The organism is Halomonas sp. PBN3 (genome assembly GCF_000475415.1).
GTDB classification, from domain to species: Bacteria; Pseudomonadota; Gammaproteobacteria; order Pseudomonadales; family Halomonadaceae; genus Halomonas; species Halomonas shengliensis.
Genome location: NZ_AXCA01000152.1, coordinates 96,655 through 119,279, shown reverse-complemented (window position 1 = coordinate 119,279; position 22,625 = coordinate 96,655). Strand labels below are relative to the sequence as shown.

At 70.5% G+C, this 22,625-nt stretch carries 21 protein-coding genes; 11 read left to right on the top strand and 10 right to left on the bottom strand.

Features of this window, described 5'->3' with window-relative positions:
* The first annotated feature begins 8 nt into the window (after nucleotides 1-8).
* Together Q673_RS26305 and Q673_RS26300 are read left to right on the top strand one after the other, a co-directional pair.
* A complete protein-coding gene (locus Q673_RS26305) occupies nucleotides 9-3,236 on the top strand; it encodes an FAD-binding and (Fe-S)-binding domain-containing protein (RefSeq protein ID WP_031218033.1) in 3,228 nt (1,075 codons plus the stop codon).
* A 117-nt stretch (nucleotides 3,237-3,353) separates the two neighbouring features.
* Complete coding sequence (locus Q673_RS26300) at nucleotides 3,354-5,153, top strand: cation:proton antiporter (RefSeq protein WP_023005675.1); 1,800 nt, start codon at nucleotides 3,354-3,356, stop codon at nucleotides 5,151-5,153.
* A gap of 175 nt (nucleotides 5,154-5,328) precedes the next feature.
* Here the strand turns inward: Q673_RS26300 and trpC are convergent, their stop codons facing one another.
* The 5 genes from trpC to Q673_RS26275 form a co-directional block, all read right to left on the bottom strand.
* Nucleotides 5,329-6,132, bottom strand: coding sequence for an indole-3-glycerol phosphate synthase TrpC (gene trpC / locus Q673_RS26295; protein ID WP_023005674.1), 804 nt, complete (start codon nucleotides 6,130-6,132; stop codon nucleotides 5,329-5,331).
* A 25-nt stretch (nucleotides 6,133-6,157) separates the two neighbouring features.
* Nucleotides 6,158-7,177, bottom strand: a complete 1,020-nt coding sequence (gene trpD, locus Q673_RS26290; RefSeq protein WP_031218031.1) for an anthranilate phosphoribosyltransferase — start codon at nucleotides 7,175-7,177, stop codon at nucleotides 6,158-6,160.
* Nucleotides 7,178-7,193: 16 nt separating this feature from the next.
* Entirely contained in the window at nucleotides 7,194-7,802 is a 609-nt protein-coding gene (locus Q673_RS26285) for an anthranilate synthase component II (protein ID WP_023005672.1), read from the bottom strand.
* 16 nt (nucleotides 7,803-7,818) lie between these two features.
* Entirely contained in the window at nucleotides 7,819-9,315 is a 1,497-nt protein-coding gene (gene trpE, locus Q673_RS26280) for an anthranilate synthase component I (RefSeq protein ID WP_031218029.1), read from the bottom strand.
* A 246-nt stretch (nucleotides 9,316-9,561) separates the two neighbouring features.
* Nucleotides 9,562-10,260, bottom strand: a complete 699-nt coding sequence (locus tag Q673_RS26275; protein WP_023005669.1) for a phosphoglycolate phosphatase — start codon at nucleotides 10,258-10,260, stop codon at nucleotides 9,562-9,564.
* A 140-nt stretch (nucleotides 10,261-10,400) separates the two neighbouring features.
* Here Q673_RS26275 and Q673_RS26270 point away from each other — a divergent pair, with 140 nt between their 5' ends.
* The gene (locus Q673_RS26270) at nucleotides 10,401-11,699 is read left to right on the top strand and encodes an NAD(P)/FAD-dependent oxidoreductase (protein WP_023005668.1); all 1,299 of its coding nucleotides are present in this window, start codon (nucleotides 10,401-10,403) and stop codon (nucleotides 11,697-11,699) included.
* A 1-nt stretch (nucleotide 11,700) separates the two neighbouring features.
* Here Q673_RS26270 and Q673_RS0118335 read toward each other — a convergent pair whose 3' ends face one another.
* The gene (locus Q673_RS0118335) at nucleotides 11,701-12,000 is read right to left on the bottom strand and encodes a GIY-YIG nuclease family protein (RefSeq protein ID WP_023005667.1); all 300 of its coding nucleotides are present in this window, start codon (nucleotides 11,998-12,000) and stop codon (nucleotides 11,701-11,703) included.
* A 4-nt stretch (nucleotides 12,001-12,004) separates the two neighbouring features.
* Nucleotides 12,005-12,706, bottom strand: coding sequence for a ribulose-phosphate 3-epimerase (rpe, locus tag Q673_RS26265; RefSeq protein ID WP_023005666.1), 702 nt, complete (start codon nucleotides 12,704-12,706; stop codon nucleotides 12,005-12,007).
* Nucleotides 12,707-12,887: 181 nt separating this feature from the next.
* On the opposite strand from rpe, the gene cysP reads away from it, so the two are divergent.
* From cysP to Q673_RS26245, 4 genes are read left to right on the top strand one after another with little or no spacing between them, the layout of a single operon-like run.
* Nucleotides 12,888-13,898, top strand: coding sequence for a thiosulfate ABC transporter substrate-binding protein CysP (cysP, locus tag Q673_RS26260; protein WP_023005665.1), 1,011 nt, complete (start codon nucleotides 12,888-12,890; stop codon nucleotides 13,896-13,898).
* Nucleotides 13,899-13,916: 18 nt separating this feature from the next.
* Nucleotides 13,917-14,786: a sulfate ABC transporter permease subunit CysT gene (gene cysT, locus Q673_RS26255; RefSeq protein WP_023005664.1), complete on the top strand. Its 870-nt coding sequence runs from the start codon at nucleotides 13,917-13,919 to the stop codon at nucleotides 14,784-14,786.
* A complete protein-coding gene (gene cysW, locus Q673_RS26250; RefSeq protein WP_023005663.1) occupies nucleotides 14,786-15,613 on the top strand; it encodes a sulfate ABC transporter permease subunit CysW in 828 nt (275 codons plus the stop codon). The genes cysT and cysW overlap by 1 nt, the downstream gene beginning before the upstream one ends.
* Nucleotides 15,610-16,713, top strand: a complete 1,104-nt coding sequence (locus tag Q673_RS26245) for a sulfate/molybdate ABC transporter ATP-binding protein (RefSeq protein ID WP_023005662.1) — start codon at nucleotides 15,610-15,612, stop codon at nucleotides 16,711-16,713. The genes cysW and Q673_RS26245 overlap by 4 nt, the downstream gene beginning before the upstream one ends.
* A gap of 9 nt (nucleotides 16,714-16,722) precedes the next feature.
* On the opposite strand, the gene Q673_RS35555 is transcribed toward Q673_RS26245, so the two are convergent.
* Nucleotides 16,723-17,157, bottom strand: coding sequence for a GNAT family N-acetyltransferase (locus Q673_RS35555; protein ID WP_023005661.1), 435 nt, complete (start codon nucleotides 17,155-17,157; stop codon nucleotides 16,723-16,725).
* 113 nt (nucleotides 17,158-17,270) lie between these two features.
* On the opposite strand from Q673_RS35555, the gene Q673_RS26235 reads away from it, so the two are divergent.
* Nucleotides 17,271-17,861 (top strand): YajG family lipoprotein, encoded by a 591-nt coding sequence (locus tag Q673_RS26235; protein WP_023005660.1) that lies wholly within the window; start codon nucleotides 17,271-17,273, stop codon nucleotides 17,859-17,861.
* Between the two features lie 9 nt (nucleotides 17,862-17,870).
* Here Q673_RS26235 and Q673_RS26230 read toward each other — a convergent pair whose 3' ends face one another.
* Both Q673_RS26230 and Q673_RS26225 read right to left on the bottom strand, forming a co-directional pair.
* Nucleotides 17,871-18,518 (bottom strand): thiopurine S-methyltransferase, encoded by a 648-nt coding sequence (locus Q673_RS26230; RefSeq protein WP_023005659.1) that lies wholly within the window; start codon nucleotides 18,516-18,518, stop codon nucleotides 17,871-17,873.
* Nucleotides 18,519-18,540: 22 nt separating this feature from the next.
* Nucleotides 18,541-19,179 (bottom strand): TIGR04211 family SH3 domain-containing protein, encoded by a 639-nt coding sequence (locus tag Q673_RS26225; protein ID WP_023005658.1) that lies wholly within the window; start codon nucleotides 19,177-19,179, stop codon nucleotides 18,541-18,543.
* A 437-nt stretch (nucleotides 19,180-19,616) separates the two neighbouring features.
* Here Q673_RS26225 and miaB point away from each other — a divergent pair, with 437 nt between their 5' ends.
* The 3 genes from miaB to ybeY all read left to right on the top strand — a co-directional run bounded on the left by miaB (nucleotide 19,617) and on the right by ybeY (nucleotide 22,623).
* The gene (gene miaB, locus Q673_RS26220) at nucleotides 19,617-20,960 is read left to right on the top strand and encodes a tRNA (N6-isopentenyl adenosine(37)-C2)-methylthiotransferase MiaB (protein ID WP_023005657.1); all 1,344 of its coding nucleotides are present in this window, start codon (nucleotides 19,617-19,619) and stop codon (nucleotides 20,958-20,960) included.
* Nucleotides 20,961-21,058: 98 nt separating this feature from the next.
* Nucleotides 21,059-22,144: a PhoH family protein gene (locus Q673_RS26215; protein WP_023005656.1), complete on the top strand. Its 1,086-nt coding sequence runs from the start codon at nucleotides 21,059-21,061 to the stop codon at nucleotides 22,142-22,144.
* Nucleotides 22,141-22,623, top strand: a complete 483-nt coding sequence (ybeY, locus tag Q673_RS26210; protein WP_023005655.1) for an rRNA maturation RNase YbeY — start codon at nucleotides 22,141-22,143, stop codon at nucleotides 22,621-22,623. The genes Q673_RS26215 and ybeY overlap by 4 nt, the downstream gene beginning before the upstream one ends.
* The last annotated feature ends 2 nt before the right edge of the window (nucleotides 22,624-22,625 follow it).

The window sequence follows — 22,625 nt, the reverse complement described above, 5'->3', positions numbered from 1 at the left end:
TGATGCCGATGATCGCACGACTGGATACCGCCGACGCCGCCACCGCGCCGAGCCCCGACACGCCCTACCTGCGCTTCCTCGAGGCCCTCAAGGCCGCCGGCTTCGAGGGCGAGATCGCCCCCGACTACGCCGCCCGCACGGTGCTGGCCACCGACAACTCCCTCTACCAGCGCCTGCCCCAGGCGGTGCTCTACCCCCGCCACGGCGAGGACCTTCAGCGCATCGCCCACCTGGCCGGCCAGGTGGAGCACCGCCGGGTGGTACTCACCCCCCGCGGCGGTGGTACCGGCACCAACGGCCAGTCGCTCACCGACGGCCTGGTGGTGGACGTCTCCCGGCACATGAACCGGATCCTGGAGATCGACGTCGAGAATCGCCGGGTGCGGGTCCAGGCCGGCGTGGTCAAGGACCAGCTCAATGCTGCCCTGAAGCCCCATGGGCTGTTCTTCGCACCGGAGCTCTCCACCTCCAACCGCGCCACCATCGGCGGCATGATCTCAACCGACGCCAGCGGCCAGGGCAGCTGCGAGTACGGCAAGACCCGCGATCACGTGCTCGAGCTCTCCACGCTGCTGCTGGGCGGCGAGCGCCTGGTGAGCCGGCCGCTGGACGAGGACGAGCTCGAGACGCTGTGCACGCGCGACGACGCCACCGGCCGCGTCGTGCGCACCGCCCGGGAGATCATCGACACCCAGGCCGAGCGGATCGCCGCGACCTTCCCGCCGCTCAACCGCTGCCTGACCGGCTACGACCTGGCGCACCTGAGAACGGCGGAAGGCAAGCTCGACCTCAACAGCCTGCTGTGCGGTGCCGAGGGCTCGCTGGGCCTGCTCGACGAGGCGGTGCTCAAGGTGCTGCCGATCCCGAAGCACTCGACCCTGGTCAACGTGCGCTACCCCGGCTTCATGGACGCCCTGCGCGATGCCAGGGCGCTGATGGGGAGCGGAGGCTCTTCACAAGATCAGCCGCAGCCTACCTCCATCGAGACGGTGGACGACAAGGTGCTGATGCTCGCCATGCAGGACTTCGTCTGGGACAGCGTCGCCGAGTTCTTCCCCGAGGGCGGCACCCCGGTGCGCGGCATCAACCTGGTGGAGTTCAACGACGACGACCCCGAGCGGCTGGCCGAGCGCGTGGCCACCTTCTGTCGTCACCTGGAGAGCGACCGCAGCGTCGAGCGCCTGGGCTTCACCCTGGCGGAGGGGCGCGCCGCCATCCAGCGCGTCTACGCCATGCGCAAGCGCGCCGTGGGCCTGCTGGGCAATGTCAGCGGGGAGCGCCGCCCCCTCCCCTTCGTCGAGGACACCGCGGTGCCGCCGGAGCGGCTGGCCGACTACATCGCCGAATTCCGCGCCCTGCTCGACGCCCGCGGCCTCGAGTACGGCATGTTCGGCCATGTGGATGCCGGGGTGCTCCACGTGCGCCCCGCCCTCGACATGAAGGACCCGGCCCAGGAGCGGCTGGTCCGCGAGGTCTCCGACGCGGTGGCCGAGCTCACCGGCAAGTATGGCGGCCTGCTGTGGGGCGAGCACGGCAAGGGGGTGCGCTCGGAGTACGCGCCCCGCTTCTTCGGCGAGCTCTACCCCAGCCTGCAGCGGGTCAAGGCGGCTTTCGACCCCCACAACCAGCTCAACCCGGGCAAGATCGCGACACCGCTCTCTATCCCGCCCGATGCCGCGGGTAGAGCGTCTCTCCCGCCCGAGGCCGCGGGTACAGCGTCTATCCCGTCCGACGCCGCGGGAGCGACCGCGCCAGCCAGCGCCGCCGATCAGGCGGAGACGGTCACGCTGGTCGACCCGGGCCTGCTGACCATCGACGGCGTGCCCACCCGCGGCCAGTTCGACCGCACCATCGACGAGCGGGTGTGGCAAGCCCATGCCGCCACCGTCTACTGCAACGGCAACGGCGCCTGCTACAACTACGACCCCAACGACGCCATGTGCCCCTCGTGGAAGGCGACCCGCGACCGCGTCCACTCTCCCAAGGGGCGCGCCAGCCTGGTGCGCGAGTGGCTGCGCCTGCAGGGCGAGGCGGGGGTCGACCTGATCGAGGAGGCCCGCGCGCGCCGCACCGAGGGCGTCTGGGGCACCGTGAAGCGCTTCCCGGCCCGCGCCCTCAACACCCTGCGCCGCGGTCGCGAGGCGGACTTCTCCCACCAGGTCTACGACGCCATGGCCGGGTGCCTGGCCTGCAAGTCCTGCGCCGGCCAGTGCCCGGTCAAGGTCAACGTGCCCGACTCCCGCGCACAGTTCCTGGAGGCCTATCACGGACGCTACCTGAGGCCCCCCCGCGACTTCCTGGTCGGCGGCCTGGAGTTCCTGCTGCCCGCCCTCACCCGGGTCGCGCCGCTCTACAACGCCGCCCTCGGCAACCACCTGGTGACGCGCCTGCTCGCCGGCCCCGTGGGCATGGTGGACAGCCCGCGACTCTCCCGCGCCAGCCTGAAGAAGACCCTGTCCGCCTGGGGCGTCGCCGAGGCCACGCCCACTTCGCTGGGCCTGCTCACCGAGGCGCAGAGAGCCAACAGCGTGGTGATCGTCCAGGACGCCTTCACCAGCCACTTCGAGGCCAGGCTGGTGATGGATATCGTCGAGCTGCTCAGCCGCCTCGACGTGCGTGTCTTCGTGGCGCCCTTCTCCCCCAACGGCAAGCCGCTCAACGTGCAGGGGTTCCTGGGGGCCTTCGCGCGCACCGCCGAGAAGCAGGCGCGGCGCCTGCGCGCCCTGGCCGAGTTCGGGGTGCCGCTGGTGGGCATCGACCCGGCCATGACCCTCACCTACCGCCAGGAGTACGTGAAGGCGCTGGGGCCCGATTCCGTGCCCGAGGTGCGCCTGCTGCAGGAGTGGCTGGTGACCCGCGCCGGCTCCCTGGCCCCCCGAGGCCTTACCCTGGAGGACCCGGGGTACCGGCTGCTCTCCCACTGCACCGAGGCCACCACCGCCCCGGGCAGCCCCAAGGCCTGGCAGCAGGTCTTCGCCGCCTTCGGCCTGGAGCTCGACCTGGTGGCCACCGGCTGCTGCGGCATGTCCGGCACCTACGGCCACGAGGCCAGGAACCTCGAGACCTCGAAGGCCATCTACGCCCAGTCATGGCAGCCGGTGGTCGAGGACGCCGCCAACACGGGCAAGCTGCTGGCCACCGGCTACTCCTGCCGCAGCCAGGCCAGGCGCCTCTCGGAGGCCAGCCTGCCCCACCCGCTGCAGGCGCTGCTGGCCGAGCTCAGACGGCAGGGATAACACCAGGCCGAGGAGCGCCGCCGAGGCCTCGACGGCGCCCCGGGGGGGACCACGCACATAGCGGATCCCATCGGTAGTGGCTAATCTGCACACTGGACCCCAGCCAGGAGCCACCCCATGGAGAGCCCCGCGGTACTGATCACCGGCATCGGCCTGCTGTCGCTCGCCTGCCAGTGGCTGGCCTGGCGCCTCAGGGTCCCCGCCATCCTGCCGCTGCTGGTCACCGGCATCCTGGTGGGCCCGATCACCGGCCTGCTCGACCCCGACGCCCTGCTCGGCGACCTGCTCTTCCCGCTGGTCTCGCTGGCCGTCGCGGTGATCCTCTTCGAGGGCAGCCTGACCCTCAACCTCGGCGAGCTGCGCGGCCACGGCCATACGGTACGCCGCCTGGTGACCTGGGGGGCGCTGATCACCGCCGTGATCAGCGCCCTAGCCGCCCACTGGCTGCTCGGCCTCCCCTGGGGCATGGCCAGCGTGCTCGGGGCCCTGCTGGTAGTCACCGGCCCCACGGTGGTGCTGCCGCTGCTCAAGACCCTGCGCGCCAAGGAGTCGCTCTCCCGCATCCTGCGCTGGGAGGGGATCCTGATCGACCCGGTGGGGGCCATCGGCACGGTGCTGGTCTACGAGTTCGTGGCGCTGGGCAGCGCCGGCGACGCCTTCACCCACACCCTGGCGCTGTTCGCCCTGACCCTCGCCATCGGCTTTGGCCTGGGCGGCGCCGGTGGCTACCTGTGGGGCTGCGTGCTGCGCCACCACTGGCTACCGCGCCAGCTGCACAGCTTCGGCACCCTGATGGTGATGCTGGTGCTCTTCACGCTCTCCAACCAGCTGTTCCACGAGTCGGGGCTGCTCACCGTCACTGTGATGGGGGCCTGGCTGGCCAACATGAAGCGGGTGCCCACCGAGCCGATCATCGAGTTCAAGGAGACCCTGACGATTCTGCTGATCTCGGGGCTCTTCATCCTCCTCGCCGCTCGCCTGCGACTCGACCAGCTCGCCCTGCTGGGCTGGCCAGCCTGGGCCTACCTCGCCGCGCTGATGCTTGTCGCCCGTCCGCTGGCAGTGGCGGCCTGCACCCTGGGCAGCGGCCTCGACCTCAAGGAGAAGGCGCTGGTGGCCTGGATCTCTCCGCGCGGCATCGTCGCCGCGGCGGTGGCCTCGCTGTTCGCCCTCAAGCTGGAGGCGGAAGGGGTAGAGGGCGCCGAGATGCTGGTGCCGGTCACCTTCCTGGTGATCATCGCCACCGTGGTGATCCAGAGCCTGCTGTCGCGGCCCCTCGCCCGGGCGCTGGGGGTGATGACCCCACCGCCCAGCGGCTTCCTGATCCTGGGCGCCAACCCGGTGGCCCGCGCCATCGGGCTGGCACTGCAGCAGGTCGAGCTGCCGGTGCGCCTGGCCGACACCGACCGCGAGGCGCTGGAGGAGGCACGCATGGCGGGGCTGCCGGTCTACTACGGCAAGCCCCATTCCGAACACGCCGAGACCCACCTCGAGCTGACCGGCCTGGGCCACTTCCTGCCGCTCTCGCCCTACCGCGAGGCCAACGACCTGGCGGCCCTGCACTTCGCCACCCAGTTCGAGCCGGGCCGGGTGTTCCGCCTCGAGGCCAGTCGCGACGACCAGGCCGAGCGCCAGCGCCCCCAGGACCTCGCCGAGCTGCCGCGACTGTTCGGGGAGACGGTCAGCTGGGCCGACCTGGCCAGCCGCATCGCCCGCGGCGCCGAAGTGCGCGTGGCGCGCCTGCACGAGGACCACGACTTCGCCGCCTACCGCCGCGACCACGACGGCCGCCTGCTGGCGCTCTTCTGCCTCGACGCCAAGGGGCATGTGCGGGTGGCCAGCGACCGTGCCGAGCTCGACCCACAGCCCGGCGAGACGGTCATCTGCCTGATCGACCCGACGTCGCCGGCGTTCTGACCATCGAGTGCCTCAAGCGGCTCGATGACTCGGCGACCCCAGGATACTCAAACCGTGACGGGGCAGCAGCGAGGAGATTGTCTCGTCAGCGCCGAGACAATCTCCTGTTACATACTGGGATACCAAAACGACGGGGGCCGGCATCCGCCGGCCCCCGTCTTGCTTAGCCAATGACTCAGAAGAACAGCCGGCGCAGCGCCTGGCCGGGGTCGGCCTCGCGCATGAAGGCCTCGCCGACCAGGAAGGCGTTGACGTCGTGCTCGCGCATGCGCAGCACGTCGCCGGGGGTGTGGATGCCGGACTCGGTGACCACCGTGACGCCGCCGGGAATGCGCGGCAGCAGCTCCAGGGTGGTGTCCAGGCGGGTCTCGAAGGTGTGCAGGTCGCGGTTGTTGATGCCCACCAGGTCGAGGTCCAGGGCCAGCGCCCGCTCAAGCTCGTGGGCGTCGTGGACCTCCACCAGCACGTCCATGCCGAGCTCGATGGCCTGGCGATGCAGGTCGGCCATCTGCGCATCCTCCAGGGCGGCGACGATCAGCAGGATGCAGTCGGCGCCGATGGCGCGGGCCTCGCTCACCTGGTAGCCGTGGGTGATGAAGTCCTTGCGGATCACCGGCAGTGCGCAGGCGTCGCGGGCCTCGATCAGGTAGTCCTCATGGCCCTGGAAGAAGTCGGCGTCGGTGAGTACCGAGAGGCAGGCGGCGCCGCCCTCGGCGTAGCTAGCGGCGATCTCGCCGGGGCGGAAGTCCTCGCGGATCACGCCCCGGGAGGGGGAGGCCTTCTTGACCTCGGCGATCACCGCCGGATCGCCCTGGGCGATGCGCCGCGCCAGCGCCGCGTTGAAGCCCCGGGGTGCCCCCTGCTCGGCGGCCAGGCGCAGCAGCTCGACCTCGGGCACGGCGCGGCGGCGTTCGGCGACCTCCTCCTCCTTGCGCTGAAGGATGCGGGTCAGGATGGTCGGGGGGGCGGAACCGCTCATGGGGTAACTCCTAGTCGATGGGTGCTCACTGCAGGAAGACGCGGGTGAAGTTGGCCAGCTCCCTGAGCTTCTCCAGGGGCAGCTTGGAGGCCTGGGCGTCCTGGGCCAGGGCCACCCCCTCCTCGAGGCTGTCGGCGAGGTCCGCGGCATAGAGGGCCGCGCCGGCATTGAGCGCGACGATGTCCGCCGCCGGCCCCTCGCCCACCAGGGCCTGCTCCACCAGGCGCAGGCTTTCCTCGGCGGAGGCGACCCGCAGCGGGTCCAGGGGCTGGCGCTTGACGCCGAGCGCCTCCGGGGTGATCACGTACTCATGGATCTCGCCCTCCCGGAGCTCGGCCACCAGGGTCGGCTGGGCCAGGGAGATCTCGTCCAGGCCATCCTCGGCATGCACCACCAGCACGTGGCGGCTGCCCAGGCGGCGCAGCACGTCGGCCATCAGCGGCACCAGCTCCGGGGCATAGACGCCGAGCACCTGGTTGGGGGCGCCGGCGGGGTTGGTCAGCGGGCCGAGGATGTTGAACAGGGTGCGCACGCCCATCTCGCGGCGCGGCGCCACGGCGTAGCGCATCGCCGGGTGGTGGTTGGGGGCGAACATGAAGCCCACACCCACCTGCTCGATGCAGCGCGCCACCTGCTCGGCATCCAGGTCGAGGTGGATGCCGGCCACCGAGAAGAGATCGGCGCTGCCCGACGACGACGACACCCCGCGGTTGCCGTGCTTGGCGACGTGGCCGCCGGCGGCGGCGACCACGAAGCTTGAGGCGGTGGAGACGTTGAACAGGTTGGCGCCGTCGCCGCCGGTGCCGACGATGTCGACCACGTTGTCGGCGCCGAGGTGGACCGGCTTCATCAGCTCGCGCATCACCTGGGCGGCGGCGCTGATCTCCTCGGCAGTCTCGCCCTTCATCGCCATGCCCATCAGGAAGGCGGCGATCTGCGGGTCACTGGCCTCGCCGGTCATGATCTGGCGCATGATCTCGTGGGTCGCGGCGAAGCCGAGGTTCTCGCGGCGCATCAGGGCGCCGAGGGCATCTCGCATCTGCATCATGGGTCTCCTTGCGTCAGGCTTGGCCCAGCGGCGCCGGCGCGCGGCGCTTGAGGAAGTTGGCCAGCAGGTCGTGGCCCTGGCGGCTGAGGATCGACTCGGGGTGGAACTGCACGCCCTCGACGTCGAGCTCGCGGTGGCGCAGCCCCATGATCAGCCCCGGGGTGACGTCGTCGTCATCGGTCCAGGCGGTGATCTCCAGGCAGTCGGGGAGGGTCTCCCGGGCCACCACCAGCGAGTGGTAGCGGGTCACCTCCAGGGGATCCTCGAGGCCCTCGAACACCCCCTGGCCGGTGTGGCGGATGGCCGAGGTCTTGCCGTGCATCACCTGGGGGGCGCGCACCACCTCGCCGCCGTAGACCTGGCCGATCGCCTGGTGGCCCAGGCAGATGCCCAGTATCGGCAGCCGGCCGGCGAAGTGGCGGATGGCCGCCAGCGAGATGCCGGCCTGGTCCGGGGTGCAGGGCCCGGGGGAGATCACCAGGTGACTCGGGGCCATGGCCTCGATCTCGGCCAGGGTGATGGCGTCGTTGCGGTAGGTGGTCACCTCGGCGCCCAGCTCCCCCAGGTACTGCACCACGTTGAAGGTGAAGCTGTCGTAGTTGTCGATCATGCAGACGTTCATGGCTCTCTCCGGCGCCTTATTCGAGGTTGTCCAGGCCACGCTCGGCCATGGCCACGGCGCGGAACAGCGCCCGCCCCTTGTTGAGGGTCTCCTGCCACTCCTGCTCGGGCACCGAATCGGCGACGATGCCGGCGCCGGCCTGGACGTGGAGCTGACCATCCTTGATCACCGCGGTGCGGATGGCGATGGCGGTGTCCAGGTTGCCGTGCCAGGAGAGATAGCCCACCGCCCCGGAGTAGATGCCGCGCTTGACCGGCTCCAGCTCGTCGATGATCTCCAGCGCGCGGATCTTGGGGGCCCCGGAGACGGTTCCCGCCGGGAAGGTGGCGCGCAGGGCGTCCATGGCGGTGAGCCCGGGCTTCAGGCGGCCGGTGACGTTGGAGACGATGTGCATGACGTGGGAGTAGCGCTCTACCACCATCTCCTCGGTGACCTTCACCGAGCCGGTCTCGCTGATGCGGCCGACGTCGTTGCGCCCCAGGTCGATCAGCATCAGGTGCTCGGCGCGCTCCTTGGGATCGGCCAGCAGCTCCGCCTCCAGCGCCTGGTCCTCGGCCTCGGTGCGGCCGCGCTTGCGGGTGCCGGCGATGGGCCGCACCGTCACCTCGCCCTCCTCCAGGCGGGTGAGGATCTCCGGCGACGAGCCGGCCACCTGGTGGTCGCCCAGGTCGAGGTAGAACATGTAGGGCGAGGGGTTGAGGCTGCGCAGGGCGCGGTAGAGGTCCAGGGGGGCGGCGCGGTAGGGGATCGACATGCGCTGGGAGGGCACGCACTGCATGACGTCGCCGGCCAGCACGTACTCCTTGATGGTCTCCACCGCGGCCTTGAAGCCCGCCTCGGTGAAGCCGGAGGTGAAGTCGCCCTCCTCCACCGCGGCGCTGCCGGTGCCGGGACTCACGGTGTTGAGGGTGGCGCTGCGCAGGCGGATCTCCAGCGCCTCCAGGCGCTCCACCGCGGCGGCGTAGGCGCCGGCCTCGGCAGGGTCGGCGTGGGTCCACAGCGTCAGCCGCCCGGAGAGGTTGTCGAACACCACCAGGTCGTCGGCCACCATCAGCAGGATGTCCGGCACGCCCAGCGGGTCGGGCTTGGCGGCGGCGACCGGGCTTCGCAGGCGCGGCTCGATGTAGCGGATGGTGTCGTAGCCGAAGTAGCCCACCAGGCCGCCGTCGAAGCGCGGCTGGTCGTCCAGGCGCGGCACCTTGAAGCGAGCCTGGAACTGCTCGATCCACGCCAGCGGGTCCTCCACCTCGGCGGCGCCGTGGAGCTCACCGTCGACGATATGGCTGATGCTGAAGCCACGCACCTCGATGCGCTCGCGGCTGGGCAGGCCGATGATGGAGTAGCGGCCCCACTTCTCGCCGCCCTGCACGGACTCGAGCAGGAAGGTCCAGGGCGCGTTGGCCAGTTTGAGGTAGGTGGAGAGCGGGGTGTCGAGGTCGGCCAGCACCTCGCGGGTGACCGGAATGCGGTTGTAGCCGGCGTCGGCCAGCTCGCGGAAACGTTCGGGGGTCATCATGCCCGGTGTCCTCGGGAAAGGGGGTTGGCGAAGGTGGGCGCGGTGGCGCCGAGACAGACTCGCGGGGCGAGCGTCACCATCGCCAGCCGCCGCGGACGGGCGAGCGGGGCAGGTAGCGGGCGGCGTGGAGCACGCCGCCGGGCATGAGGGGGTCCGGCAGGGGGCGGCTGATCATCGGGGTGTCCGCGTCTATCGCAATAACGTATTGATTGGGCCGCGCTTATAGCATGAGCCGAACTCACGTTAAACGAGTTCCGCCAGCGATTCAACCACGCCGTCCGGGCCGCTCTCGCGCACCGGCTCGCCATGGTTGTAGCCGTAGGGCACCGCCAGGGTACGAAAGCCGGCGGCCTGGCCGGCGGCGATATCGTGACGGGAGTCCCCCACCATCAGGCAGGCCTGAGGGGGCAGGCCGAAGTGGCTGGCCACGTGCAGCAGCGGCGCCGGGTGGGGCTTCTTCTCGGGCAGGCTGTCGCCGCCCAGGCAGAGCGCGAAATGCTCGGCCAGGCCCAGCCCCTCCAGCAGTGGCGCGATAAAGGCGTGGGGCTTGTTGGTCACCAGGGCCAGCGGCAGGCCGCGCGCTCGCAGGGCATCGAGGCACTCCCGCGCCCCGGGATAGAGCCGGGTGTGGGCACCGGGGTCGCGGCCGTAGTGCGCGAGGAAGGCCGCATGGGCGCGCTCCAGCAGTGCCTTATCGATATCAACACCGGTGGCAGGCGAGGCTGCCCCGGCGCCCAAATCAACAGCGAACCGCAGCGCGCGCTCCATCAACACTAGCGAGCCATTGCCCACCCAGTCACGCACCCGCGCCTCACCGGCGGCGGGCAGGCCCAGCTCGCCCAGGGCGGCGTCCACGGCGATGGCCAGGTCGGGCACCGAGTCGATCAGGGTGCCGTCCAGGTCGAAGGCCACCAGGGCGACCCCCTCCAGCATGCGATGCATCGTCACTGCTCTCCTTTTCAGTATGGAAACCTATCAAGAGCCGGCCTGCCTCTCGAGCCGGTCACGTAGGCAGCCGCCATAGGGGCCGCTATGCTGGGGCGACGTCTCCCCCATACCCTCACCTTTTCCAGGAGTCACTCATGGCAGCTCCCCGTATCGTGGTGGTCGGCGGCGGCGCCGGCGGCCTCGAACTGGTCACCCGCCTCGGGCGCCGCCTCGGCCGGCGTGGCCGCGCCGAGGTCGTGCTGGTCGACCGCAACCCCACCCACATCTGGAAGCCGCTGCTCCACGAGGTGGCCACCGGCGCCCTGGACTCGGGGCTCGACGAGGTCTCCTACCAGGGCCACGCCCGCGCCAACGGCTACCGCTTCCAGCGCGGCACCCTGTGCGACCTGGACCGCGAGGGCAAGCGGCTGACGCTGGACGCGGTGCTCGACGACGAGGGCCAGGAGGTGCTGCCGCCCCGCACCCTCGAGTACGACCGGCTGGTGCTGGCGCTGGGCAGCGTCAGCAACGACTTCGGCACCCCCGGGGTCGCCGAGCACTGCCACTTCCTCGACAGCCCGGAGCAGGCCGAGGCCTTCCGGCGCGACATGCTCAACACCTTCCTGCGCTTCAGCGATCCCGAGCGGCGCACCCACTCCCACCTCACCGTGGGCATCGTCGGCGCCGGGGCCACCGGGGTGGAGCTCGCCGCCGAGCTCTACGACGCCTCGCGCATGCTGCACAGCTACGGCTTCACCCGCCTGGACGCCGGCCAGCTCTCGGTGCACCTGCTGGAGGCGGCCCCGAGGCTGCTGCCGGCGCTGCCGGAGCGCATCTCGCGGGCGGTGCACACCGAGCTCGAGAAGCTCGGCGTGACGCTCCACCTGGAGACCCGAGTGACCGACGTGGACGCCACCGGCTTCACCACCGCCGACGGCACGCGCATCGCCACCGACCTCAGCGTCTGGGCAGCGGGCATCAAGGCCCCGCCCTTCCTCTCGACGCTGGGCCTCTCCACCGAGCGCAACCACCAGGTCAAGGTCCACCCCAGCCTGCAGAGCCTCGATGACCCGGCCATCTTCGCCTTCGGCGACTGCGCCAGCTGTCCCCAGGCGGGCGGCAAGCCGGTGCCGCCGCGCGCCCAGGCCGCCCACCAGCAGGCCTCGCTGCTCTACCGCAACCTGCGCGCCAGCCTCGACGGCCGGCCGCTCAGGGACTTCACCTTCCGCGATCGCGGCTCACTGATCTCGCTGGCCCACTTCGAGGCAATCGGCAGCCTGATGCGCGGCGCCTCGGCACGCAGCCTGTTCGTCGAGGGGCACCTGGCGAAGTTCTTCTACGCCTCGCTCTACCGCATGCACCAGCGCGCCATTCACGGCAGCCTCAAGACCGCCGTGACCATGCTGGTGGACGGCCTCAACCGCTTCATACGCCCGCGCATGAAGCTGCATTGAATCAGCGCTGGACGCGGGCCAGCCAGGCCCGCTTCCTCGCCGCGGAGAGCCGCTTGATCTCGGCCTCGCGGCGCAGCGCCTCGCCATGCTCGCCCACCGGCTCGCTGTGGCGCAGGGTCAGCGGACCCTTGCCGCGCAGCGCCTTGGCGCCGCGCCCGGCGGCGTGCTCGGCCAGGCGCCGGGCCACGTCGGTGGTGATGCCGGTGTAGAGCGTCCTGCTTGCCGTCTCCACCACGTAGAGGTGCCAGAGCCGTCCCTCGCGCGCCGGCACGGACGCCTTCGACAGGGCGCGCTCGCTCACGGCCTCAGCGCGCGCCGGCCAGTTGCTCGCGGAGCTCGCGGATCACGCCGTCGTAGCGGTGGGGGTCGGCGGCGTTGCTCGCCTTGAAGATCGCCGAGCCGGCGACGAAGGTGTCGGCCCCCGCCCGGGCGATCTCGGCGATGTTGTCCACCTTGACGCCACCATCCACCTCTAGGCGGATATCGCGACCGGAGGCGTCGATGCGCCGGCGCGCCTCGCGCAGCTTGTCGAGGGTCGCGGGGATGAACGACTGGCCCCCGAAGCCGGGGTTGACGCTCATCAGCAGCACCATGTCGACCTTGTCCATCACGTAGTCGAGGTAGCTGAGCGGGGTGGCCGGGTTGAACACCAGGCCGGCCCGGCAACCGCCGTCGCGGATCAGCTGCAGGGAGCGGTCGATATGGTCCGAGGCCTCGGGGTGGAAGGTGATGATGCTGGCGCCGGCGTCGATGAAGTCGCCGATCAGGCGGTCCACCGGCCGCACCATCAGGTGCACGTCGATGGGCGCAGTGACGCCGTGGTGGCGCAGCGCCTGGCAGACCATGGGCCCGATGGTGAGGTTGGGCACGTAGTGGTTGTCCATCACGTCGAAGTGGACGATGTCGGCGCCGGAGGCCAGCACGTCGTCCACCTCCTGGCCCAGCCGCGCGAAGTCGGCGGAGAGGATGGAGGGGGCGATCAGGAAGTCGCGGGTGGCATCGGTCATGGCGGGGAGTCCGAGGTCGCTGGCGAGAGGGCGCATTCTAGCAGACCCCGCCCTTGGCGGCAGGCGGGGATGCCGGGGGCGCAGCCAAATATTCTATAATCGAATAAAAAATACCATTGTAATTACTTTTGCGCCGACCTACTCTTCTCGCAACGTCATTCACACCCCTTGGAGTCACGCCATGATCCGCCATCCCCGTCTCGCTCGCCCGCTGCTCGCCATCGCCCTGGGGGCCGGCCTGGCCGCCCCGGCGATGGCGGCCGAGCGCGAACTGCTCAACTCCTCCTACGACATCGCCCGCGAGCTGTTCGCCGCGATCAACCCCGAGTTTATCGCCCACTGGAAGGAGACCCAGGGCGAGGAGATCGCCATTCAGCAGTCCCACGGCGGCTCCTCCGCCCAGGCGCGCTCCATCCTGCAGGGGCTGCGCGCCGATGTGGTCACCTTCAACCAGGTCACCGACGTCCAGGTGCTGGCCGACGACGGCCTGGTGGCCGAGGATTGGCAGCAGGCGCTGCCCAACAACGCCTCGCCCTACTACTCCACCACCGCCTTCCTGGTGCGCAAGGGTAACCCCAAGGGCATCGACGGCTGGGAGGACCTGGACGACGAGGGCGTGGAGATCGTCTTCCCCAACCCCAAGACCTCCGGCAACGGCCGCTACACCTACCTGGCCGCCTGGGGCTTCGCCGAGCATCAGTTCGACGGCGACGAGGAACAGATCCAGGCCTTCATGCGCGACTTCCTCGGCAACGTGGTGGTGTTCGACACCGGCGGCCGTGGCGCCACCACCAGCTTCATCGAGCGCGGCATCGGCGACGTGCTGATCAGCTTCGAGTCCGAGGTCAACAACATCCGCGGCGAGTACGGCAGCGACGACTACGAGGTGATCGTGCCGCCGGTCAGCATCCTGGCCGAATTCCCGGTGGCCGTGGTCGAGGAGAACGCCGAGCGCAACGGCAATCAGGAACTGGCCCGGGCCTACCTGGAGTACCTCTACGCGGAGGAGACCCAGCGCCTGCTGGCCGGCTTCAACTACCGCGTGCACGACGAGGCGGTGGTCGAGGAGTTCGCCGAGCAGTTCCCCGAGACCGAGCTGCTGAAGGTGGAAGAGGTCTTCGGCGGCTGGGACGCGGCCATGGAGACCCACTTCGCCAGCGGCGGCCTCCTCGACCAGCTGCAGCGCCGCTAGGCGCGCGGAGCCATCACCATGAGTCAACGCGCCGCACGCCTGGCCCTGCCCTTCCCCGCCCGCACGCAGCGGGTGCTGCCCGGCTTCGGCCTGTCGCTGGGCATCAGCCTGACCTTCGTGTCGCTGGTGCTGCTGCTGCCGATGACCGGGCTGGTGGGCCAGCTCAAGGGGCTGAGCCTGGCGGAGTACTGGGCGATCGTCAGCGATAGCCGGGTGGTGGCCAGCTACACGGTGACGATCGGCGCCGCCGCCGTGGCGGCGCTGGCCAACGCCGCCTTCGGCCTGCTGATGGCCTGGGTGCTGGTGCGCTACGACTTCCCGGGCAAGCGCCTGCTCGACGCCCTGATAGACCTGCCCTTCGCCCTGCCCACCGCGGTGGCGGGCATCACGCTTGCCACCCTCTACGCCGGCAACGGCTGGGTCGGCGCCCTGCTCGAGCCGCTGGGCCTGCAGGTCGCCTACACCTGGGTGGGCATCGCCCTGGCCATGGCCTTTACCAGCATCCCCTTCGTGGTGCGCACGGTGCAGCCGGTGCTGGAGGACCTGCCCGCCGAGGTGGATGAGGCCGCCATGACCCTGGGCGCCGGCGACGCCACCGGCTTTCGGCGGGTGCTGCTGCCCTACCTGTGGCCGGCACTGGTCACCGGCACCGGGCTCGCCTTCGTGCGCTCCCTGGGCGAGTTCGGCGCCATCATCTTCATCGCCGGCAACGCCCCCTTCGAGACCGAGATCACCTCGCTGATGATCTTCGTCAAGCTGCAGGAGTATGACTACGCCGGTGCCTCGGCCATCGCCTCGGTGGTGCTGGCGGTGTCGCTGGCGCTGCTGCTGGCGATCAACGTCTGGCAGGGGCGCTTCATCCGCAAACTGCATGGAGGGCGCGGCTGATGCAACGGATCGGTGATGCCAAGGCGGTGCGGCGCGGCCTGATCGCCGCCGCCCTGCTGCTGGCCGGGCTCTTCCTGCTGCTGCCGCTGGTGGCGATCTTCGCCCAGGCCTTCGCCGAGGGGGTGGCGGTGTTCTGGGCCAACGTCAGCGATGACTACACCCTGGCGGCGATCGGCCTGACACTGTTCGTCACCGTGCTGACTATCCCCGTCTGCCTGGTGTTCGGGGTGGCGCTGGCCTGGCTGGTGACCCGCTTCGACTTCCCGGGGCGACGCCTGCTGCAGACCCTGATCGATATCCCCTTCGCCGTCTCGCCGGTGGTGGCGGGGCTGGTCTACCTGCTGCTCTACGGCCGCAACGGCTGGATCGGCGGCTGGCTGGACGCCCACGACATCCAGCTGATGTTCGCCTGGCCGGGCATCCTGATGGTGACGATCTTCGTCACCAGCCCCTTCGTCGCCCGCGAGCTGATCCCGCTGATGCAGGCCCAGGGCTCCCGGGAGGAGGAGGCCGCCGTGACCCTGGGTGCCTCAGGCTGGACCCTGTTCCGTCGGGTCACCCTACCCAACATCCGCTGGGCGCTGCTCTACGGGGTGATCCTCACCAACGCCCGGGCGGTGGGCGAGTTCGGCGCCGTCTCGGTGGTCTCCGGGGCGATCCGCGGCGAGACCATGACCCTGCCGCTGCACCTCGAGCAGCTCTACCAGGACTACAACACCGTGGGCGCCTTCGCCAGCGCCGCCCTGCTGGCCCTGCTCGCCCTGTTCACCCTGGCCGCCAAGGCCGGCCTGGAATGGCGCACCGCGCGCCAGGAGGTTTCCCCATGAGCATTCGCCTGAGCGATATCGCCAAGCACTATGGTCGTGCCGGGCGCGCCCTGGAACCGGTCAACCTGGAGGTCGCAGAGGGCGAGCTGGTGGGCCTGCTGGGCCCCTCGGGCTCGGGCAAGACCACCCTCTTGCGCATCATCGCCGGCCTCGAGACCCCGGACCGCGACCCCGCCGGGCGCATCCTGTTCGGCGACCGCGACGTCACCGACGTGCACGTGCGCGACCGGCGCATCGGCTTCGTCTTCCAGCACTATGCACTGTTCCGCCACATGACGGTGTTCGACAACGTCGCCTTCGGCCTCACCGTGCTGCCGCGCCGCGAACGCCCCTCCAGCGGCGAGATCCGCGCCCGGGTCTATCGCCTGCTGGAGATGGTCCAGCTGGAACGCTTCGCCGACCGCTACCCAGCCCAGCTCTCCGGCGGCCAGCAGCAGCGCGTCTCCCTGGCCCGGGCGCTGGCCCTGCGACCCGAGGTGCTGCTGCTCGACGAGCCCTTCGGCGCCCTGGACGCCAAGGTGCGCCAGGAGCTGCGCCGCTGGCTGCGCCAGCTCCACGACGAGCTGGGCTTCACCAGCCTGTTCGTGACCCACGACCAGGAGGAGGCGCTGGAGCTCTCCGACCGCGTGGCGGTGATGAGCCACGGCCGCATCGAGCAGATCGACACCCCCGACGCCCTCTACCACGCGCCGGCCAACCGCTTCGTCTTCGAGTTCCTGGGCGACGTCAATCACCTGGAGGGCGAGGTGCGCGACGGGGTGCTGACCTGCGGCGCGGCACGCCTTCGGACCTCGCTGCCTGCCGGGCGTGAGCGCCTGCTGCTGCGTCCCCACGAGGTGCGCCTGGCCGAGGCGCCGAGCCCCGAGGCGCACCTGCCGGCGACGGTCACCGCCGTCTCCCCGGTGGGTGCCGAGGTGCGGGTGGAGCTGGCCGCCGACTGGATGGCCGAGCCATGGCTGGCCACGCTGCGCCACGCCGACTACGAGCGCCTGGGCCTGACCCGCGGCCAGCGCCTCTACGCCATCCCGCGCCGCTGGCACCGCTTCACCGCGGATGGTCGCCCCCAGCCAGCCGCCCCGGCGCGCGCGGCGGCGGCCTGAGGCGCGGCCTCAGCGCTCCCAGCGCATCAGGGTCTCCTCCTCACCGGCCTCGGGCTCGTGGCGCTGCGCCACGGCGTGAAAGCCCAGCCGGTGGTAGAAGGAGACCGCGCGCACATTGCGCGAGTAGACACACAGGGTGAGCCGGGCGTGACGCGCCATGGCGTGGGCCATCAGCCGTGACCCGTGGCCATAGCTCTGCACCTCGGGGTCGATGTAGAGCGCTTCGAGGTGATCGCCGGTCAGGGCGGCGAAGCCGATCGCCCGCCCCTCCACCTCCAACACCTCCACCTCCAGCGCCTCCTCGGCCGCGGCCAGCCGCTGGGCTATGGCCTCAGCGCGGGTGGCCCAGAATCCGGCGGGGATGAAGGGGTGGGCGCGCGTCGCGGCACGCCGCCAGATGTCGGTGAGCCGGGGGATATCCTCGGCGGTGGCGGTGCGGATCATGGCACGACTCCTTCGGCACTTGACGACAGTGTAACCGAGCCGCCGCCGGCGTACCGGCCGGCGGCGGCGCCGGCTATACTGGTGTCCCACATCCTCGACACGGGAGTCCTGCCATGCAGCGTCGTCGCTTCCTCGCCCTGCCCCTCGCCCTGCTGGCCGCCGGCTGGCTGGCCGGCTGCGCCGCCCCCCAGACCCTCGACGTCGACCCCAGGCGCAGCGCCGCCGTGCCCCAGACAGGCAGCGGCCAGACGGTGACGGTAGTCGCCGTCGATGAGCGCGACGGCGAGGTGATCGGCACCCGCGGCGGCAGCGCCATGTCCACCGCCACCATCACCGTCTACGCCCACCAGCTGGTACCCAAGCTGCAGCGCGAGGCCGAGCGGGCCCTGCGCGAGATGGGCTTCACCCCCACCACCGAGCCCGCCGAGGGGCGGCCCAGCCTGACCCTGACCCTGGCCCACCTGGGCTACGGGCGCGGCGACAGCCAGCCGGTGATCGGCGAGGCACGAATTGAGGCGGTGTTCGTCGCCGAGGCGATCAACGGCGGCAACACCTACACCGGCACCTACACCTCACGCCGCACCCAGGGCTACGCCCTGCGCCCGGACCAGGAGGCCAACACCCGGATGGTCGAGGCGCTGCTCGAGGACGGCCTCGACCGCGCCTTCCGTGACCCGGAGCTGGGCCGCCTGCTGGCGCGCTGAGTCGCGGCGTCAGGCCTCGTCCAGGGGCCCGCGACGCACCAACGCCCAGACATGCTCCCGGAAACCGCTGCCCGGCTCCGGGGCGCCTCTCTCCAGCAACGTGATCCTGAAGTTGGGCTCGAACAGCTCCCGCACCTCCTCTTCCGGCACATGAAATGGCGGCCCAGACCGCTCCTCTCCGACCGCACGCTCAAGGCCGATAAGCAGCCCGCTGGCCCCCGGAGGTATCAGCTGGGCCAGATGGAAGGCGTAGCGCTGGCGGGTGGCGGGTGGCAGGGCGATCAGCGCGGCGCGATCGTAGAAGGCGCCGATCTCGGCCGCCTGCTCGATATGGAAGTGGAAGACATCGCCACGCCACAGCTCGACGCTGCCCTGGCGGCACACCTCGAAGCCCGCCTGACGGTAGCGCGACACCGGCTCGCCGCCCTCGGCCAGGAACTGCTCGACCGCCTCGGGGGCGAGCTCGATCCCCAGCACCGGATGGCCCTGCCGGCCCAGCCAGCGCATGTCGAGGCTCTTGCCACACAGCGGCACCAGCACCTTGGTGCCGGCGGGCACCGCGAGGCCCGGCCAGTGGCGTCGCAGCGCCGGATGCGGGGCGTCACGGTGGAAGCCGATGCGACCCTCCCGCCAGCGGGCCAGCCACGCGTTCTCCATCTCCGGTTCTTCCTTCATGGGCTCAGAACCAGCGGTCGCGCTTGCGGCGGCGGCGCGGCAGGTGGGGAATGATCAGCCCCGCCAGCAGGCCGGCGCCGGCCACCCCGCCGCCATACATGAAGTAGCGCAGCAGCAGGTCCTCCTCGCGGGTGGCCAGGCGCGCCTGGAGGTCACGCACCGCCTCGCGGGAGCTTGCCGCCTCGCTGTCCAGCTCGTGGTTACGCGCCTCCAGCTCGGCGATACGCGCCTCGCGCACCTCCAGGGTCTCGCGCAGCGTCGCGATGCGCTCCTCCCAGGTTGCGTTGATCCCCTCAAGCTCGGCCTCCAGCTCGGCGACGCGCTGCTGGAGCTCAGGCAGGCGCACCTGGGCGCTGGGGGTCTCCTGGAGCTGGCCGCTGGGCACCCAGACGACGTCGCCGCCGGGGCCGCGCACCCGGGTGTAGTCACCGGAGGTCTCGAGGCGCTCGACGGGCTCGCCGGCGGTCAGGGTGCCGACGATGCGGTAGCCGTCGGTGGGGCCGCTGCGCACATAGGTGGTCAGGGCGTCGGAGACCCAGACGGTGTCGCTCGCCTGCTGCTCCTCCTGGGCCGACAGCGGCAGGGCCAGCAGGCCCAGCAGCAGCCCCAGGCCGAGTCGCGATGTGATGTGGTGTGTCGTCATGCCGTGGTCCTGGCTGAAAAGTCCTGGCGGATGCATTCCGCACGATGGCTCGGGTTCGGCGCGATGCGTGGGCGGCGCGGGCCTCCTGCCTGCACCGCCGCGATGCTTGTTCACAGCTGCTGTGGACAACCGCCGGGACAACCGTGGGAAAGTGTCGCGGCGGCGGCACCCCATGGGCGCTCGGCGTGACTGGTCACTTCCTGACCAGCGACGGGTCCCGCAGGTGGCTCAGGGTAGCACACTCGCCCGGCGGCCAGGCTGGCTCCCGGCCGGCACGCCCCGTATAATATTGGCCTGTTTTCCATTGGCCCTTCCCGTCGATCGATGACCCGGGGCCAACGCCACCCCGCCGCCGGCGGCTCGCCGCGGCGAGCGTCGACCATTCCCGAACCCACCGGTGACAGACGTCGGGCGCCTGGCGCCACGACCCAATTCTTATGGCGAAGAAACTCTTCATCAAGACGCACGGCTGCCAGATGAACGAGTACGATTCCGCCCGCATGGCGGATCTGCTCGGCGAATCCCACCGTCTCGAGCTCACCGACGACGAGCGCGAGGCGGACGTTATCCTCCTCAACACCTGCTCGATCCGCGAGAAGGCCCAGGAGAAGGTCTTCCACCAGCTCGGCCGCTGGAAGAAGCTCAAGGAGGCCAACCCCGACCTGGTGATCGGGGTGGGTGGCTGCGTGGCCAGCCAGGAGGGCGAGGCGCTGCGCAAGCGAGCGCCCCACGTCGACATGGTGTTCGGCCCCCAGACCCTACACCGGGTGCCGGCCATGCTCGATTCGCGCCAGCAGAGCCAGATCTCGGTGGTGGACGTCACCTTCCCCGAGATCGAGAAGTTCGACCACCTGCCCAAGCCGAGCTCCGATGGCGCCACCGCCTTCGTCTCGGTGATGGAGGGGTGCTCCAAGTACTGCACCTTCTGCGTGGTGCCCTATACCCGCGGCGAGGAGGTCTCGCGCCCCTTCGAGGCGGTGATGGACGAGGTGATCCACCTCGCCGACCAGGGCGTGCGCGAGATCAACCTGCTGGGCCAGAACGTCAACGCCTACCGCGGCCTCAACCGGCTGGGCGACGAGATCGACCTGGCCGAGCTGATCGCCTGCGTGGCCGCGGTGGAGGGGATCGACCGCATCCGCTTCACCACCTCCCACCCGGTGGAGTTCTCCGACAGCCTGATCGAGGCCTACGGCGAGATCCCCGAGCTGGTCAGCCACCTGCACCTGCCGGTGCAGGCCGGCTCCGACCGGGTGCTCGCCGCCATGAAGCGTGGCCACGGCGTGGAGGAGTATGTCGACAAGCTGGAGCGCATCCGTGCGCTGCGTCCCGACATCAGCTTCTCCTCGGACTTCATCGTCGGCTTCCCCGGCGAGACCGAGGCGGACTTCGAGGCCACCATGGACCTGATCCACCGCATCGGCTTCGACCACTCCTTCAGCTTCGTCTACTCGGCGCGCCCCGGTACTCCGGCGGCCGGCCTTCCGGACGATACTCCGGAGGCGACCAAGAAACAGCGCCTGGCAATCCTCCAGGAGCGCATCAACCAGCAGACCATGCAGATCAGCCGGCGCATGGTAGGCACCACCCAGCGCATCCTGGTCACCGGCTTCGCGCCGCGCGACCCGGGCCAGCTCTCGGGGCGCACCGAGAACAACCGGGTGGTCAACTTCCGCGCCCCCAATCCCACCGAGCTGATCGGCTACTTCGTCGACGTGGAGATCAGCGAGGCGCTGCCCAACTCGCTGCGCGGCGAGCTCGCCTCCCCGGCGATCTACTGAAGCCCCGAGCGGTCTATCGTCAGCCTGCACATTGCCCCGACAAACGCCGGGGCAGTAAGCTGAGCCCAACCATTCACCATCCAGGGGACCCGCCCGCCTTGAGCCAGCCAGCCTCCCAGGCCAACCGCATCATCACCCTGACCCTCGAACCCAACGATCCGCGCCGCCTGGCCACCCTGTGCGGCCAGCGCGACGAGCACCTCAAGCTGGTGGAGTCGCGGCTGGGCATCACCCTGCGCAACCGCGGCAACATCTTCCAGCTGGCCGGCCCCATCCACCGGGTCAAGGCCGCCGCCAACCTGCTGGAGCACCTCTACCGCGAGACCGAGGCCAGCGAACTCAGCCCGGACACCGTGCACCTCTTCCTCCAGGAGTCGGGCCTCGAGGCCCTCGACGAGGACGAGGGCGGCGCCGACGAGGGCGAGGTGCTGATCCGCACCCCGCGCACCCTGATCAAGCCCCGTGGCCTCAACCAGCAGGGCTATGTGCAGAGCATCCGCGCCCACGACATCAACTTCGGCATCGGGCCGGCGGGTACCGGCAAGACCTACCTGGCCGTGGCCGCCGCGGTGGAGGCCCTCAACCAGCAGGAGGTGCGCCGCATCCTGCTGGTGCGACCGGCGGTGGAGGCCGGCGAGAAGCTCGGCTTCCTGCCCGGCGACCTGGCCCAGAAGATCGACCCCTACCTGCGCCCGCTCTACGACGCCCTCTACGAGATGATCGGCTTCGAGCAGGTGGCCAAGCTGATCGAGCGCCAGGTGATCGAGATCGCCCCGCTCGCCTACATGCGCGGGCGCACCCTGAACAACGCCTTCATCATCCTCGACGAGAGCCAGAACACCACCCGCGAGCAGATGAAGATGTTCCTGACCCGCATCGGCTTCGGCTCCACCGCGGTGATCACCGGCGACGTCACCCAGGTCGACCTGCCCCGTGGCCAGAGCTCGGGGCTGATCCAGGTGCTCGAGGTGCTCAAGGGCACCCCCGGCATCGGCGTCACCCACTTCGCCGCCAAGGACGTGGTGCGCCACCCGCTGGTGCAGCGCATCATCGAGGCCTACGACAGCTTCGAGGCCGAGCAGGAGGCCGCCGAGCGCGCCCGCAAGGAGGCCCGCGACCAGGAGCGCGAGGCGCTGCGCCAGGAACGCCTGGAGCGCCGTGACCGCGAGCGGGGCGAGTCATGACCCCGGCCCATGTGGACCGCCAGGCGGCGATCGCGGCCGAGGGGCTGCCCAGCCAGGCCGACCTCGAGCGTTGGGTGGGAGCGGTGCTCGCCCGTCACCCCGAGGAGACGCGCATCGAGCTCACCGTGCGCCTGGTGGACGCCGAGGAGAGCCGCGTGCTCAACCGCGACTACCGCGGCAAGGACAGGCCCACCAACGTGCTCTCCTTCCCTTTCGAGTGCCCACCCGGCGTGGCCCTGCCGCTGCTCGGCGACCTGGTGGTCTGCCACCCGGTGGTGGTGGCCGAGGCCGCCGAGCAGGACAAGCCCCTCGGCGATCACTACGCTCACATGGTGGTGCACGGTACCCTGCACCTACTCGGCCATGATCATCTCGAGGACGACGAGGCCGAGGCCATGGAGGCGCTCGAACGCGAGATACTGGACGGACTGGGGATCGCCGACCCCTATCGAACGGCGCCCGACAGCGAGGAGGAGTGACC

Bases quoted from the DNA above. Each gene is read 5' to 3' on its own strand.
- Q673_RS26300 (WP_023005675.1), top strand. From the start codon at position 3,354: ATGGAGAGCCCCGCGGTACTGATCACCGGCATCGGCCTGCTGTCGCTC.
- Q673_RS26275 (WP_023005669.1), bottom strand. From the start codon at position 10,260: ATGCATCGCATGCTGGAGGGGGTCGCCCTGGTGGCCTTCGACCTGGAC.
- Q673_RS26225 (WP_023005658.1), bottom strand. From the start codon at position 19,179: ATGACGACACACCACATCACATCGCGACTCGGCCTGGGGCTGCTGCTG.
- cysT (WP_023005664.1), top strand. From the start codon at position 13,917: ATGAGTCAACGCGCCGCACGCCTGGCCCTGCCCTTCCCCGCCCGCACG.
- miaB (WP_023005657.1), top strand. From the start codon at position 19,617: ATGGCGAAGAAACTCTTCATCAAGACGCACGGCTGCCAGATGAACGAG.
- cysW (WP_023005663.1), top strand. From the start codon at position 14,786: ATGCAACGGATCGGTGATGCCAAGGCGGTGCGGCGCGGCCTGATCGCC.
- Q673_RS26305 (WP_031218033.1), top strand. From the start codon at position 9: ATGATCGCACGACTGGATACCGCCGACGCCGCCACCGCGCCGAGCCCC.
- trpC (WP_023005674.1), bottom strand. From the start codon at position 6,132: ATGAGCGGTTCCGCCCCCCCGACCATCCTGACCCGCATCCTTCAGCGC.
- ybeY (WP_023005655.1), top strand. From the start codon at position 22,141: ATGACCCCGGCCCATGTGGACCGCCAGGCGGCGATCGCGGCCGAGGGG.
- Q673_RS26270 (WP_023005668.1), top strand. From the start codon at position 10,401: ATGGCAGCTCCCCGTATCGTGGTGGTCGGCGGCGGCGCCGGCGGCCTC.
- Q673_RS26245 (WP_023005662.1), top strand. From the start codon at position 15,610: ATGAGCATTCGCCTGAGCGATATCGCCAAGCACTATGGTCGTGCCGGG.
- Q673_RS35555 (WP_023005661.1), bottom strand. From the start codon at position 17,157: ATGATCCGCACCGCCACCGCCGAGGATATCCCCCGGCTCACCGACATC.
- rpe (WP_023005666.1), bottom strand. From the start codon at position 12,706: ATGACCGATGCCACCCGCGACTTCCTGATCGCCCCCTCCATCCTCTCC.
- trpD (WP_031218031.1), bottom strand. From the start codon at position 7,177: ATGCAGATGCGAGATGCCCTCGGCGCCCTGATGCGCCGCGAGAACCTC.
- Q673_RS26235 (WP_023005660.1), top strand. From the start codon at position 17,271: ATGCAGCGTCGTCGCTTCCTCGCCCTGCCCCTCGCCCTGCTGGCCGCC.
- trpE (WP_031218029.1), bottom strand. From the start codon at position 9,315: ATGACCCCCGAACGTTTCCGCGAGCTGGCCGACGCCGGCTACAACCGC.
- Q673_RS26285 (WP_023005672.1), bottom strand. From the start codon at position 7,802: ATGAACGTCTGCATGATCGACAACTACGACAGCTTCACCTTCAACGTG.
- Q673_RS26230 (WP_023005659.1), bottom strand. From the start codon at position 18,518: ATGGAGAACGCGTGGCTGGCCCGCTGGCGGGAGGGTCGCATCGGCTTC.
- cysP (WP_023005665.1), top strand. From the start codon at position 12,888: ATGATCCGCCATCCCCGTCTCGCTCGCCCGCTGCTCGCCATCGCCCTG.